The sequence below is a fragment of the Fusobacteriaceae bacterium genome (assembly GCA_031272775.1).
GTDB lineage: Bacteria > Fusobacteriota > Fusobacteriia > Fusobacteriales > Fusobacteriaceae > JAISST01.
Genome location: JAISTB010000013.1, coordinates 1 through 13337, shown reverse-complemented (window position 1 = coordinate 13337; position 13337 = coordinate 1). Strand labels below are relative to the sequence as shown.

12 protein-coding genes are annotated in these 13337 nt (G+C 52.8%); 1 reads left to right on the top strand and 11 read right to left on the bottom strand.

The window, feature by feature from the left end; all coding sequences use genetic code 11:
- The first annotated feature begins 59 nt into the window (after positions 1-59).
- Positions 60-776 (top strand): hypothetical protein, encoded by a 717-nt coding sequence (locus LBQ97_03790; GenBank protein ID MDR1831840.1) that lies wholly within the window; start codon positions 60-62, stop codon positions 774-776.
- Between the two features lie 92 nt (positions 777-868).
- On the opposite strand, the gene larA is transcribed toward LBQ97_03790, so the two are convergent.
- The 11 genes from larA to LBQ97_03735 all read right to left on the bottom strand — a co-directional run bounded on the left by larA (position 869) and on the right by LBQ97_03735 (position 13245).
- Entirely contained in the window at positions 869-2140 is a 1272-nt protein-coding gene (gene larA / locus LBQ97_03785) for a nickel-dependent lactate racemase (protein MDR1831839.1), read from the bottom strand.
- Positions 2141-2178: 38 nt separating this feature from the next.
- Complete coding sequence (locus LBQ97_03780) at positions 2179-3264, bottom strand: iron-containing alcohol dehydrogenase family protein (GenBank protein ID MDR1831838.1); 1086 nt, start codon at positions 3262-3264, stop codon at positions 2179-2181.
- 140 nt (positions 3265-3404) lie between these two features.
- Positions 3405-4409: an electron transfer flavoprotein subunit alpha/FixB family protein gene (locus tag LBQ97_03775; protein MDR1831837.1), complete on the bottom strand. Its 1005-nt coding sequence runs from the start codon at positions 4407-4409 to the stop codon at positions 3405-3407.
- Between the two features lie 51 nt (positions 4410-4460).
- Complete coding sequence (locus LBQ97_03770) at positions 4461-5267, bottom strand: electron transfer flavoprotein subunit beta/FixA family protein (protein ID MDR1831836.1); 807 nt, start codon at positions 5265-5267, stop codon at positions 4461-4463.
- Positions 5268-5296: 29 nt separating this feature from the next.
- Positions 5297-6433 (bottom strand): acyl-CoA dehydrogenase family protein, encoded by a 1137-nt coding sequence (locus LBQ97_03765; GenBank protein MDR1831835.1) that lies wholly within the window; start codon positions 6431-6433, stop codon positions 5297-5299.
- Between the two features lie 18 nt (positions 6434-6451).
- Complete coding sequence (locus tag LBQ97_03760) at positions 6452-7873, bottom strand: FAD-binding oxidoreductase (protein MDR1831834.1); 1422 nt, start codon at positions 7871-7873, stop codon at positions 6452-6454.
- 144 nt (positions 7874-8017) lie between these two features.
- Entirely contained in the window at positions 8018-9760 is a 1743-nt protein-coding gene (locus LBQ97_03755) for an L-lactate permease (protein MDR1831833.1), read from the bottom strand.
- Positions 9761-10313: 553 nt separating this feature from the next.
- Complete coding sequence (locus LBQ97_03750) at positions 10314-11357, bottom strand: Fic family protein (GenBank protein ID MDR1831832.1); 1044 nt, start codon at positions 11355-11357, stop codon at positions 10314-10316.
- Positions 11358-11969: 612 nt separating this feature from the next.
- A complete protein-coding gene (locus LBQ97_03745; GenBank protein ID MDR1831831.1) occupies positions 11970-12350 on the bottom strand; it encodes a cupin domain-containing protein in 381 nt (126 codons plus the stop codon).
- A 240-nt stretch (positions 12351-12590) separates the two neighbouring features.
- Positions 12591-12884, bottom strand: a complete 294-nt coding sequence (locus LBQ97_03740; GenBank protein ID MDR1831830.1) for a type II toxin-antitoxin system RelE/ParE family toxin — start codon at positions 12882-12884, stop codon at positions 12591-12593.
- Position 12885: 1 nt separating this feature from the next.
- Positions 12886-13245, bottom strand: a complete 360-nt coding sequence (locus tag LBQ97_03735; GenBank protein ID MDR1831829.1) for an AbrB/MazE/SpoVT family DNA-binding domain-containing protein — start codon at positions 13243-13245, stop codon at positions 12886-12888.
- Between the last annotated feature and the right edge of the window lie 92 nt (positions 13246-13337).

Here is a 13337-nt window from a genome sequence, read left to right as displayed (position 1 = left end):
ATTTCACGGAAAAATGCTATACTATGGTATCGAAAAATTTCAAAAAAGAGGTAGATAGAATGGCAAAAATCAAATCCGTAGTCTGCGCGTACCAGGTAGAAAAAAACAAGGAGTTCCAGGGGACCTTCAATATTGTAGGCGTTTTTGACAATCTGATCCAGCCGATTTTCCCCTATCCGATGATGAATCTCTCCATTGTCCTGACTTTCGAGGAAATGGAAAAGAACATGGAATTTGAACTGCGCATCAATTCCCCCGAGGATGACCTGATCAATAAAGGCGTCGTTATGGTGATCCGAGACCCCTTCGGCATCGGGAAGACCGTGCTGAACCTTGAAAAATTCCTCGTGGCCAAGCGCGGCAAATACACGCTGGACGTCTTTGAGAAAAGCGAGGACAAGCTGCTCTTCGTTAAGACCGTGGACCTCTTTATCGCCGATTATCCGCCCCAGCGCCGCTTCAGCGACGAGGAAAAAGCGAAGATCTTCGCCGACGACAGCCTGGTCAGGACGGTCAAGGTGACCTTCAGGCCCTACGGCGCTATGCGGGATCTGAACGTCCAGGTCAGTCTGGATCGGAATGAGCCTGTGGAAAGCGGCTATCTGGCCATCCCCGAAAATGACAAATTGATCGTGGACGGGACCGAATACGACATGACCGGCGTTCGCAGACAATTTGAGTGGATGTTCGGGACCCCGAGACAAAAGCCCGGGGAAGCGAAGCCCGAAGCGGCCAAGCCTGCCGAAGAACCTGAGGATTTGCCGCCCCTCGTGTAGATTTTGAGCATAAAAAAACCCGCGCTGATTTGCGCGGGTTTTTAATATCTCGCATATTATATACTAATTAAGTACAATATTATTTTCCCGGCTTATACGACCATGACGGCGATGCCGTCGGGAATAGCCGTAAAGGTCGCCTTGGGATTGCCGACGAGTTTTTCCGCCAGTTGGATGGCCTCATCCAGCGAATGGGCGGGAATCATCTGGAAATCCTTGACCATTTCGTCGGGTTGGCTCGAAATATAAATGACTTTCGCGTGCATAAGCACCCGGGCCAGGATCTGGGACTCCCACTGGTCCGCTATGGTCTTGTCCTTGGGCGTGTCGAGGAAGCCCTTGGTCATTTTGGCGAGGTCCTTTTCGGCCTTGAACGTATTGTAGAAGGAATCGCCGCCGTGTCCGTCGTTGGAATAGGACAGCATTACGATGACGCCCCCCTTCTTGACCGTGGCCTCGGCGGCCGTCATGCCCTTTACGGACTGATAGATGTTCTGGTCAAGAGGGTAGCCGCCGTTTGTGGAGATGACGATATCGGCGGGCTTGGCCTTTACGGCGCACTTGCTGGCGAGAAATTCCCGGCCGACCCGGTGGGCCAGATCGCAGTCTCCGGCCACGGCGTAGATGACTTCCTTCTTCGCGTTAATCACGACGTTGCAGATGAAGTCCAGTCTCGCCTTTCGCGCGGCGTAGAGCATATCGATGTGAATGGGGTTGCCGTCCACGATGCCGGTCCTCGCGTAGGGGCTGTCGATAAATTCGGCGTTGTGGTTGTACATGACCGTGGTCTTGCTGACGACGCCGGGGAGTATGCTCTTGCGCCCGCCCGAGAAGCCCGCGAAGAAATGCGGTTCGATAAAGCCTTCGGAAACGACGAGATCCGCTTCGACGATGAGCTTGTTGATGATGATGTCGCCGCCCGAGGGGAGTTTCCCCAGATAGACGGTCTCGGAGTTCTCGCTGTCATGCAGCACGATTTTTTCTTTGGCGACGATATCCGCGCCGAACTTGTTTTCGAGCTCGGCTTTTGTCGTGGCCCGATGGAATCCCGTCGCGATCAAAAGCGTAATGTCGGCGTCGGGGCTCCCTTTGCGGATTTCGGCCAGCATATAGGGGATGATGTATTTACTCGGCACCGGCCGCGTATGATCGCTGCAGATCACGATGACTTTTTTCTTGTCTTCGGCGATTACGCTCAGCTTCGGCGTTCCGATGGGGTTTGCGAGGGCTTTTTGCACGAGCTCCGCCTGTCCGGCCTCAGGCGCGTAGTGTTCGAGCTCGGACTCCAGGACGCCCAGCAGTCTGTCATCGGGAAAATCGTAACTCAGAGTTTCTTTGCCGTAGGGAAATGCGATTTTTGACACGTTGAATCACCTCACTTTGGAATGAATTGCTGCAGGGTTCAGTTTTTCGAAGCGACATAGGCCTCGAGATCGGCCAGTCCCTTTCTCAGAATATCCTTGTTGATGGGAAACGCGGAAACGACGATGTCGTTTACCTCAGAAGCCTTTTGGAGAATTTTTTGCTCGACCTCGTCCGCCGTCACATGGAAACAGCGGTAGCAGGAGTCGGGCAGATCGATTTCTTTGTAAAATTTAAGCAGCTTGTCGATTTCGGCGGTCTTTCCGTCGATCATCAGCAAAACCAGCACGCCATAGGCCACCATTTCCCCGTGCAGGTGGTTTTCTTCCACGGCGGGGATCAGGGAAAACCCGTAGGTGATCGCGTGGGCGATGGAGGTATTGTAGTCGTTGATGACGGAATTGGACACGAGACCCGTATTGACAATGATGGCCTGCACCGCTTCGTCAAGGGCGTTTCCGGCCTTTTTTTCACGACATTCGGCGAGAGCCCTGGCCCCGTATTTGACGAGGGGCTCCTGGCACAGGACCGAAAGCGTGATCCCGAATTGGTCGTAGTGGTCGAGGTCCTTTCCTCTCGCGGAAAATTCCGGCTCATAGCCCTTGGCCAGTGTGTCGCCGATTCCCGCCCACAGGTATTTGTCGGGCGCTTCGGCGATGACCTGGGTGTTGATGAACACATGGTCCGCCGGAGCGTCCCGCCAGCAGAGCTCTTTAAACTCATGGTTCAGCTCATACATGACGCAGACCGTCGTGACGCAGGCGCAGGTGGAGGCGATGGTCGGGAACGTAAACAGCGGTTTTTTCAGCCTGTGGGTCAGAAGCTTACTCGTGTCGAGGGCTTTTCCGCCGCCGAAGGCAAAGACCATATCCGCTTCCCGAATGGATTTCACCTGTTCCAGTTTATCCACATTCTCATAGGCCGCCTCGCCGCCGTACCAGACTTCATCGACGACCGTGAGGCCGCTTCCCGCGATGGCTTCCCGCACGAGATGGGCCGCCTTGGAAAGGGCTGTCTTTCCGCCGATAAATACCACTTTTTTTCCGAATTTGCCGCATAATTCCGCCACTTTTTTGTAGGCGTCGGGACCGATCGTATAATCGGGCCAGTAAAAGCTTCTTGTCATTTGCTCTTGTCCTCCCTTTGGGAACGCGTTCCCGTGTTTTTCACTGATTTCAGTATACCACATTTTCCGGAAAAGCGCAATGGGAGTCGAAAAAATGGCGTCATTTCTGCAAACTCCGCCATTTTTCCGTAAATGAGCGCTTAGCTTTCTTTTATTTTCCGGATTTCATTGATCATCAGCGGTAAGGCGTCCATGGCGTTGGCGACGATCCCGATGTCGGAAACCTCAAATATGGGCGCTTCCTCGTCTTTGTTGACGGCGACGATGTAGTCGGAACCCGTCATGCCCGAGGTGTGCTGCACGGCGCCGGAGACGCCGCAGGCGATATAGAGCTTGGGCGAGACGATCTTTCCCGACTGGCCCACCTGGTGGATCTTGGGCACCCAGCCCGCTTCGGTCACGGGTCTTGTGGCCCCCACTTCGCCGCCCAAAAGTTTGGCCAGTTCCTTGATCAATTCGTAATTTTCGGCGCTGCCCATGCCGCGGCCGCCGGTCACGATGACTTCCGCCTCTTCGAGGTTGACGGTCTCGGAAATTTCTTTGACCGCTTCCACAACTTTGACTTTTACGGCCTCCGGAGAGACTTTGATGTCTTTTGCTATGATTTCGCCGGTCTTTCCGGCCACGGGCTCGTTCTTCTTGAAGGCCGCCGAGCGCAGGCTCCCGATCTGGGGCCTTGCGTTATCGATGACCATATCGCAATAGACGGTCCCGCCGTAGGCCGCGCAGGTCCAGACAATATTGCCGGCCCCGTCGACGTCCACGCCGAAGGCGTCGGTGACGCAACCCGTGTCGAGCCTCGAGGCCAGTCTGCCCGCGAGGTCCTTTCCGTTCTGGGTCGCCCCCAAAAGTATCGTCGAGGGCTTGCATTCGGCGGCGATTTGCGCGAGAATCTCCGTCTGTACGTCAAGGTTGAACACGGCGTAATCGGCGCTGTCGACGACAATGACTTTGTCCGCGCCGTAGACCAGCGCTTCCGCCGCCCCGTCGGCGACGCCCGATCCCGTAATGACCGCGGTCAGTTCTTCATTGGTTTTGGAAGCGATCTTTTTCGCCGCGCCCAGTACTTCGAGGCTGATCTTGGCGATTTTGGCGTCGGCGAGCTCGATATAAACCAAAATATTTTTGTATGTTGAAAAGTCCATTTTTCAGGTCCTCCTTGCTTTATTGAATTTCACGTGTTTCATTTTGGAAAATCAGATTACTTTCGCTTCCGTCATGATGCCGATCGCTTTGGCCACAGCCTCTTCCACCGTCTTTTCCTTGATTTTTACGCCGGCCTGCCGTTTGGGCGGGGCGTAATAGTTGACTGTCTTTACGTGGGAACCGCCGACGCCGGTCTTGGCGGCGTCGAGACCCGACAGATCCGCTCCCTTGATTTCCTCTATGGTCATCTTCCGGGCGGCCATTTTGCTCTTGATCGTGGGATAACGCGGATCGTAGTTGGGTTTTGTGACCGTGACCACGGCGGGAACCGCCGTCTCCATCAGCACATAGCCCTCTTCGGTCTCGTGCTTCGCCGCGATGCCGTCTCCTTTGGGTTCAAGGGCGATGATGTTCGTGATAAGCCCCCGGCCCAGCTGCTCGGCCAGTTGACAGCCCACCTGTCCCGAGGCGCTGTCCGTTGTCTCTTTTCCGCAGAAAATCAGATCGAAGGGCTTGCCGTTTTGTTCCTCAAGACGCCCGATGGCAGCCGCCAGGATACAACTGGTTCCGAGGCTGTCCGAGCCTTCAAAGGCGTCGTCCCTGACGACAAAGGCCTTGGACGCGCCGACCGCAAGGCAGCTCCGCAGAGCGTCTTTGGCGCTTTCGGGCCCGATGGAGAGGGCCGTGACGGCCCCTCCGTTGGCTTCCACATATCTCGCGGCCATTTCCAAGGCGTAAGTGTCAAAGGCGTTGACGACTTTCTCTATCCCGTCGATGGCCGGCAAACCTGTCCCCTTGTCGACTCTGACTTCCACGGAATCATCGGGTACCTGTTTGATACATACTAAAATTTCCATTGCTTTTTCCTCCTGATACTGGTCTAATCCTATCTGCCGATGACGCTGCCCGAGATGACGATCCGCTGGATTTCGTTGGAACCTTCAAAGATCTGGAAAATCTTCGCGTCTCGGAGCAATTTTTCCACCGGGTATTCCCGGCTGTAGCCGTATCCGCCGAAGATCTGGATGGCCTCGGAGGCGACTTCCATGGCGATATCGCCCGCATAGCACTTGGCGATGGCCGATTCCGTCCCGTAGGGGAGTCCCTGGTCCATCAGCGTCAGCGCGTGGGCCACCATTTGTCTCGCGGTTTCGGTTTTGATGGTCATATCGGCGATTTTGAACTGCAAGGCCTGATTCTTGATGATGGGTTTCCCGAACTGGATTCTTTCCTTGCCGTAGGCCACGGCCTCGTTGATGCCGCGCTGGGCGATGCCCGTGGCGATGCAGCCCATCCAGGCCCGGGCCTGGTCCAGAGTCTTCATGGCGATGGAAAAGCCCTTCCCTTCGGCGCCCAAGAGATTGGCCGCCGGAATCCGGCAGTCTTCGAGGACCACGTCGCAGGTGTTTGAGGTCCGGATGCCCAGCTTGTCTTCGTGGTGACCCGTGGAGAGTCCCGGCGTCCCCGCTTCCACATAAAACATCGAGATGCCCTTTGTGCCCTGGGATTTGTCCGTCATGGCCGTGATGCAGTAAAAGGCAGCCACGCCGCCGTTGGTAATAAAGCACTTGCGACCGTTTAATACATACTCGTCTCCGTCTCTGACCGCCGTTGTCTTTCCGGCCGCGGCGTCTGAGCCCGCCGAGGGTTCCGTGAGACAAAAGGCCGCGAATCCGCCGTTAATGATCAGTTCGGCGGCGCGTTTTTTCTGTTCCTCCGTCCCCGCGATCAAAACGGGCTTCAATCCCAGACCGCTGGCGGAGATCGTCGTCGCGAAGCCCGCGTCGGCCATGGCCATCTGTTCCATGAGGGCCGCCACCGTCACCCGGTCGAGCCCCGGTCCGCCGTACTCCTCGGGGACCTCGAGGGAATGCAGCTGCATCTCAATGGCCTTGTCGTAGATCTCTTTGGGCCATTCCCCCGTCCTGTCGTATTCCTTGCACTGTTCCTTGACTTCTTTTTCGCAAAAATTTTTCACTTCCGCAAGAAGCTCTTTTCCTTCTTCCTGAATGATATATGCCATTTGTTCATGCCTCCTTTGTTATACTTTGTAGCAAACCTTCCCCGGGTTCAGGATCAGGTTGGGATCAAAAACTTTCTTGATGCCTTCCATGAGTTTGAAGGTGACCGGTCCCACCGCGGTTTCCAGATAGCCGATCTTTCCGTGGCCGATCCCGTGTTCACCCGACAGGAGTCCGCCTGTTTCATAGGCCTTGGCATAGATCTCTTTCATAAATTCATCGACTTTCTTTTTGAATTCGTCGAGTTCCATTTCGTTGCTGACGGCGTAAATATGGAGATTGCCGTCTCCCGCGTGGCCGAAGCTCTTGATCTTGAAGCCGTATTTGTCCTCGAGACCGTTGACGAAGCCGAGATAATTGGCGATTTCGCTGACTGGAACGACCACGTCGCATTCATCCAGCAGCTTGGAATCGGCCTCGATGGCTTCGAGGAAGGATCCTCTGGCCGCCCAGGCGTCCCGTTTGAGGGCCGGCGTATCGGCCAGCATGACGTCCATGGCCCCGTTTTCGAGCACGAGCTCCGAGGCTTTTTCCACGACGTCCATAACCGCTTCCTCCGTGTCGCCGTCAAAGGTCACGAGCAGGTAAGCGCCCACATCCTGACCGTTGAAGGTCTTGGGGAAAACTTCCTTGCCTACGTAGGCCTCGGACGAAATGACGATGGCCCTTTCCATAAATTCCAGCGCCTGGGGCGCGAAATGATTCTGGAAGAATTTCGGCACCGTCGCGATACATTCGTTGAGGTTGACATAGGGGATGATCATGCTCATGACTTCTTTGGGCTGGGGGATCAACTTCAGCGTCAGTTCCGTAATGATGCCTAGGGTCCCTTCGGAGCCCACCATGAGGTCGATGAGGCTGTAGCCCGTGCTGGTCTTGGAGACTTTGGCCCCAAGCTTGACGATTTCCCCCGTGGGGAGTACCACGGTCATGGCCTCCACATAGTCTCTTGTGGCGCCGTATTTTACGGCCCGCATGCCGCCCGCGTTTGTGGCCACGTTGCCGCCCAAAGTCGCGAATTTTTCCCCGGGATCGGGCGGATAGAGCAGACCCTTTTTGGCGACGTCTTCCTGCAAATCGTTGAGGAGTACGCCGGGCTCCACGGTTACCGTGAAGTTGTCGAGGTCATAATCGAGGATCTTGTTCATTTTTGTCGTGCTCAAAAGGATGCCGCCGTGGATGGCCACGGCCCCTCCCACGAGCCCTGTTCCCGCGCCTCTGGGCGTCAGGGGAACGAGATATTTGTTGGCGAGCTTGACGACTTCGGCGATTTCCTCTGTCGTCTGGGCTTCCACGACCACCTCGGGTTTGGCCGACCCGTAGATGGGCATTTCGTCATGAGTATAGTCTTCGTTGACGTCTTCCCCGGTAAATACCCGGCCGGGAATCGCTTTTTTCAATTCTTCGACCAGTTCGGGGCTTACTTTGTTATAGGTTGCCATAGTGTTCCTCCTTTACCTGAAAATTTTCCCATACAATATGATATCACATCCGTTGACTTTTGGTAACGGATTTTTTTCATCCGGCGGATAGATCCATGAATTTCAGGGCTGAATCCGCCGGGATCAATTGGTCCTACCTTTTTGTTATAATGCCATGAAGGGCCGGAGACCCGTCCCGATCAGCGCAAAGGCGATGATGCCCACGACCACGCCGTAAATAATGAAGGGGATGAAGGTCTTGCGGATAATCTCGCCCTCACGATTCAAGAGACCCACAACGGTACAAACGGCCACGACATTGTGCACGCAGATCATATTGCCCATTGCGCCTCCCGCGGCCTGGGCGGCCACGATGGTGATCTGAGGCAGCTGGTTGATCGTCGCCATATCCCACTGGAACTGGCCGAACAATACATCGGAAACCGTGTTGGACCCCGTGATGAAAGCGCCCAAGCCGCCCACATAGGAAGCGATGGCGGGCCACGCGCCGCCTACGGTGCTGGCAATAGCTTCAGCCATGGTTCGCGGCATGGAGCGGATCGCCGTATCCACGCCCGAAGCCTGCAACTGCTCGATCAATTTGGCGTTGGAGAAGTTTCCGGAGCCCTGGAAGATCTTGACGAGGGCCACGGCCGCGCACAGGGAAATCGTGGCGGGGATGATCTTTTTGAACGTGTCGCGCCAGGCTTTGGCGGCCTTGTCCCCGGGCATCTTGTGCAGCACGATGGTCAGAATCGATACGAGCACGAAGGGCACGGTACCCGGCAGATACAGGAACTGGATGCTGCTGTCGCTGACGCCTGCCCAGCCGAGGATATCGGTCACCCGGAGCACGATATTGCTCTGGAGGAATTTCATGAAGGGCAGCGAGCGGATTCTGGTGAGAATGAGAATGCCGCCGATGAGAATATAGGGGAGCCACGCCATGATCTGGCTCATCTGGGGTTTGAGCTCGGCCTTTTTGTCAAAGGCCACGTTGCCTGTCCAGCTCTTGTCCCATTTGGAATCGTCGCCGAATGTCCAGACTTCTTTGGGCACGCAGACGCCTTTGCTGGCGCCGTACATGACGATGCCGAGACCGACGAGGCCGCCTACGACAGAGGGCGTCTCAGGCCCTACGACCCAGGCGAGGAACATATAGGGAACCGAAAAGGAAATCGCCGCGAATACGCAGAATTTCCAAGCTTTGAAGCCGTCCGACCATTTCCGGTTGGGCCCGAACAGGCGGGTGATGAAGCCCAGCATAAAGATCGGAAGGATAAAGGCCATGGGGACATGCATCAGCGTAACGGTTTCGCCGATGGCTTTCATGACGCCGACGCGGTCGGCGAAGAACCCGGCGGCCACGGCTTTATCCATAACATTGGCGATGGATGTGCCGAATCCGGTGATAATGGGCGTTCCTACCGCTCCGAAGGTCACGGGGAACGAGTTGAACGCGAGACAGAGGATGGCGGAAGCCAAAGGCGGGAAGCCCAGAGAGAGCAAAAGCGGCGCGGCAAGCGCGGCCGGCGTTCCGAAGCCCGCGGCTCCTTCGATAAAGGCGGCGTAGAGATAGCCGACGATAATGGCCTGTACGCGCATATCCTTACTGATCTTCTGCATCCCGTACTGGATGGTTTCCATACCGCCCGAGTACTGGAGCGTGTGCAGGATCAGGAGCGCGCCGAATACGATGATCAGAACGCTGAAGGCGTTGATGATCCCCTGAATACTGAGGGCGGCCACATAGGACACCGGCAGCTTCCAGGCGGCCACGGCGATGACGGCGCAGGTGAACCAGGCGACCGGCATGGCTTTCATGGCGCCGAGGCGGACCCAGACCATGAGGACAAGTGCGACAAGAATCGGGATAAAAGCCAAGAGTGCTAAAAATCCAGTAGACATAACAAATACCTCCTTCAATTTTTGTCCGGATCCCGCGGGATCCGGTTCATACGGCCGATACAATTCTTATACCGCAAGACAAACGGTGTTTGGGCAATCGCGCCGGACAAACCTTTCGACGCGCTTGCGTGAAGCTGTGTGTTTCATTGAAAACGGACCCAGGAAAGGACAAGCCGATACTGGTACTACCTGTTATATACCTATATTATACCCCATCATGAAAAAATTTCAAGTAGTTTTTAAGCAAATTTTGATTATTTTTTGTTCAAAACAGTTCGAATTCTTACAGAAAAATTTCAAAATCCCGCAATTATCAAGGCTCAAGGCTGTAGAGTGGAAGTACCAAAAAAAAGAAAAAAAGAGCCGGATTTTTGTATTTCCGGTTCCTTCACGCTTAAATGCAGGGATTTAGTATGAGAAATTTTGTGGGGGATTCTTCCCGGAGGATGGGGGGGCGGCGTTCCTTGATGGCTTTTTTCAGAATCGTTGTCAGGGATCACCCCCGCCCACGCGGGGAGCAATCAATATAACAATTTGTAAAGAATGGCGGTTATCAAAAATACGATTTCACCGCAAATTCGTACTGGTCAATAAATATTTCTTTAAACGCAGAAAGATTGTTTTGTTCATAGAATAATAGAACAGCCATTTTAAAATCGGAAGAGTCCACTGTCCGGTAAGAAAGGGGGCAGTATCCGTTCCCGATCAGGATCGCGTTGCTGACAATCCTGGACGTACGCTTGTTCCCGTCCATAAAGGGCTGAATGTAGGAAATCAAAAGAAGTGAGAGCATGGCCTGCTCAAATACATCCCGGTCTTTCAGAATCTTGCACATGTCTCTCATGGCTTCCAGGATCTGAAATTCATTATCCAAAGGTCTGTAGTTCGTACCGGTGATTCCCATGCGGCGTGAGCGGATATTCCGATCCACATCCAATTCTTTGATCAAAATGCTGTGGATATCTTCAACGGCGGAGATCGTGGGTTGTATCAGAACATCGGGGTTTTCCAGGATAAAATCCATCGCTTCTTTGTGGTTGAGGAGCATAATCGCTTCTTCCTTCGTTTTTCCGGATGCGGTCTTTTTTTCTTTCAACAACCGTTCCGTTTCCAGGAGGGTATAGGTATTGCCTTCAATCTGTGAAGATTTCCAACTGAGATCGATAGCCAGTCTTTCCATTTCTTTGCGATAACCGCAAGAGCCGAGCTCAGCGACATGATCTCTGAAAATGCTTTGCAGATTGCGGAGTTTAACCTGTTCTTCCGTTGAAAGAATCCGGATTTCCGGCAAAATTGTCCGCAACAGTTCCCGATTGAAGTTTTCCTTTATGCTTCGGGCGTCAATTTCTTTTGAAAAGTATTCCTGAATATTGATCGGATAGAGAATTTGATATTCCGGCGACAGAATGTAACGTGAAGTCTTTCCTTTTCCAACCGGTAAGATCAGGCGGTTGTCCGCGAGTTTTTTCAAATCCCGTTTTACGGTTGCGAGGCTGACCGGGTTGCTGCTATTCATCGCGTTATAAAGCTCGCCGGTAGCGCAGGATTTCTTTTCTCGAATCAATTCCAAAATGTCTTTTTCACGTTCCGACAGCATGGGTCCCTCCTGTCTTTCGGCTCACGGGAACTTCCTTTTCGGCTCAAATTTTACAAAAAATGAGCCGTATTTTGTTTTGAAATGAGCCGAATGGTTTTCTATATTGTAAGGGGTCGGGGTGGAAATGTCAAGGGGAATTTACCCATTTTCAATGAAATCATGGACATGAAAAAAAATATGTGATACAAGACTGAAAGGCATGATTACAGAATTATAAATGAAAATGGAGCGTGGATTCCGATGATTGACCTGCCCCACATTCCCGAAAAAGTTCCCTTCATATGTATGATTTCCCCGAGATCGCAAGTCCTTGTGGAAAACGTCGCGCAGTTGAGCAAAAAGAAAAATTTTGAAGAAAGACAGCGGGAAATGCCTCGGAAAGCCCTTATCCGTGTTTTTTCCGGAAGTGGATGCCCACGCGGGGAGCACACAAACTGTTCAAACTTGATAGACTTTACCTCAGGATCACCCCCGCCCACGCGGGGAATACGGGTGTTGAAGTCTATCATTGTTGTAAAGATTGGGATCACCCCCGCCCGCGCGAAGGAAATCAAGGCTGCCGGATTTAATCTGGAGGCGCATGATATGCATCTCCTTTATTTATTGGATTCGTCACTTCAGCTCGCCGGACATTTCTTCGGCCCAGTGATCCACGATCATCTTGGGCGCGTACACGAACATCATGTGCATATCCGCCGATCCTGTGTTCTCGAGGGCATGGGGAAGATTCCGCGGGATGTAGACCGTCTCCCCTTCCGTGATGGGCTCGGACTCGCTTCCGACAGTCATTTTGCCGCTCCCCTTGAGGATCGTGTAGGTTTCCACCGTTTCATGGGAATGCTCGGGGATTGAGCCGCCGGGATAAATGACCACATACCCCTGGCAAAAATATTCGCCGTTGATGGCGCCGTTTTCCCCGATGATGACCCGTGTCCTGCGACCTGCCGGAAATTCCATCCCTTCGATATCTTTGAAAATGTTTACTTTATCCATGAGTTACGATCACCACTCCTCGTTGTCTTTCGGTTCGTAAAAAACTCGATTTGCTTGAAGGATTCGCCTTTCGGGAATGATTTACGAATGACGACAACCCCTCAGTTGCCATCTCATCAAGTTTTTCTCTTTTCTTGCTCCTTAGCAAGATCTCCTCAATTTTTTCAATACTTGTCCACCCACCTCGCTTCATCAGCGAAACCCTCATCCACGCAGGGGTGCACGGCTTTCATACGACCGCTAACTCCTCAACAATCGCTTCAGTTCTTCATAAAAGTTTTCTCTCGTACCGGCAAGAATTACAACTACCAGTTTGCTCTCCGTTTCATAGATCCGATAAGCAATCTCATAATTGACCGCTTTATACCGGACATCATATCCGTAGATTCCGTTCAAATCTCCAACTTTTGGAGACCCCACATAGGGATTGGATTTAAGTTGCCCGATTGCTTTTATAAATTCCGCTTTCAGCTTTTTATCCTTGATTTTTTTCAGATACTTTATGGCAGCTTGATGATATCGGATTTCATACATTCTAGACCTCACCGAAAATATCTGCAGTGGTCTCGCTTTCTATTTTTCCTGCCGCGATCTCATCTGCTTCCGCGATCAAGGTTCCGACTGCTTTTCGGATTTGCTTGCGCATTTCCGCGAATTTCTCGACAAGCTCAGTCCCTGAATAACCCTGCGAGATCAAATCCTTCAGAATTTCCACGGAAAAATTATCGTCCTGTCCAGTCAGTGGACGAATCACAAGGGAATCATCCGTAAGAACACACTCCACTTCCTTGCCCAGCTGTAATTTTTCATAAAACTTCAAAGGTATTGTAATTTGCCTTTTTCCAGTGATATTGATGATCTTTCTGTCTGCTACATTTTTCACGATTTCGTTCATGACTTACCTCTTCTTTTTTTCAAGGATATTATGATTATCTTTTTCATATTATATCAAGGAATCAAGGAATTGTCAAGTAGGATCATCCACGC

What these genes read in the sequence shown, in the direction of transcription:
- LBQ97_03745 (MDR1831831.1), bottom strand. Translation starts at nt 12,350, where the DNA reads ATGGATAAAGTAAACATTTTCAAAGATATCGAAGGGATGGAATTTCCG.
- LBQ97_03780 (MDR1831838.1), bottom strand. Translation starts at nt 3,264, where the DNA reads ATGACAAGAAGCTTTTACTGGCCCGATTATACGATCGGTCCCGACGCC.
- LBQ97_03770 (MDR1831836.1), bottom strand. Translation starts at nt 5,267, where the DNA reads ATGGAAATTTTAGTATGTATCAAACAGGTACCCGATGATTCCGTGGAA.
- LBQ97_03755 (MDR1831833.1), bottom strand. Translation starts at nt 9,760, where the DNA reads ATGTCTACTGGATTTTTAGCACTCTTGGCTTTTATCCCGATTCTTGTC.
- LBQ97_03740 (MDR1831830.1), bottom strand. Translation starts at nt 12,884, where the DNA reads ATGTATGAAATCCGATATCATCAAGCTGCCATAAAGTATCTGAAAAAA.
- LBQ97_03735 (MDR1831829.1), bottom strand. Translation starts at nt 13,245, where the DNA reads ATGAACGAAATCGTGAAAAATGTAGCAGACAGAAAGATCATCAATATC.
- LBQ97_03760 (MDR1831834.1), bottom strand. Translation starts at nt 7,873, where the DNA reads ATGGCAACCTATAACAAAGTAAGCCCCGAACTGGTCGAAGAATTGAAA.
- LBQ97_03790 (MDR1831840.1), top strand. Translation starts at nt 60, where the DNA reads ATGGCAAAAATCAAATCCGTAGTCTGCGCGTACCAGGTAGAAAAAAAC.
- LBQ97_03750 (MDR1831832.1), bottom strand. Translation starts at nt 11,357, where the DNA reads ATGCTGTCGGAACGTGAAAAAGACATTTTGGAATTGATTCGAGAAAAG.
- LBQ97_03765 (MDR1831835.1), bottom strand. Translation starts at nt 6,433, where the DNA reads ATGGCATATATCATTCAGGAAGAAGGAAAAGAGCTTCTTGCGGAAGTG.
- LBQ97_03775 (MDR1831837.1), bottom strand. Translation starts at nt 4,409, where the DNA reads ATGGACTTTTCAACATACAAAAATATTTTGGTTTATATCGAGCTCGCC.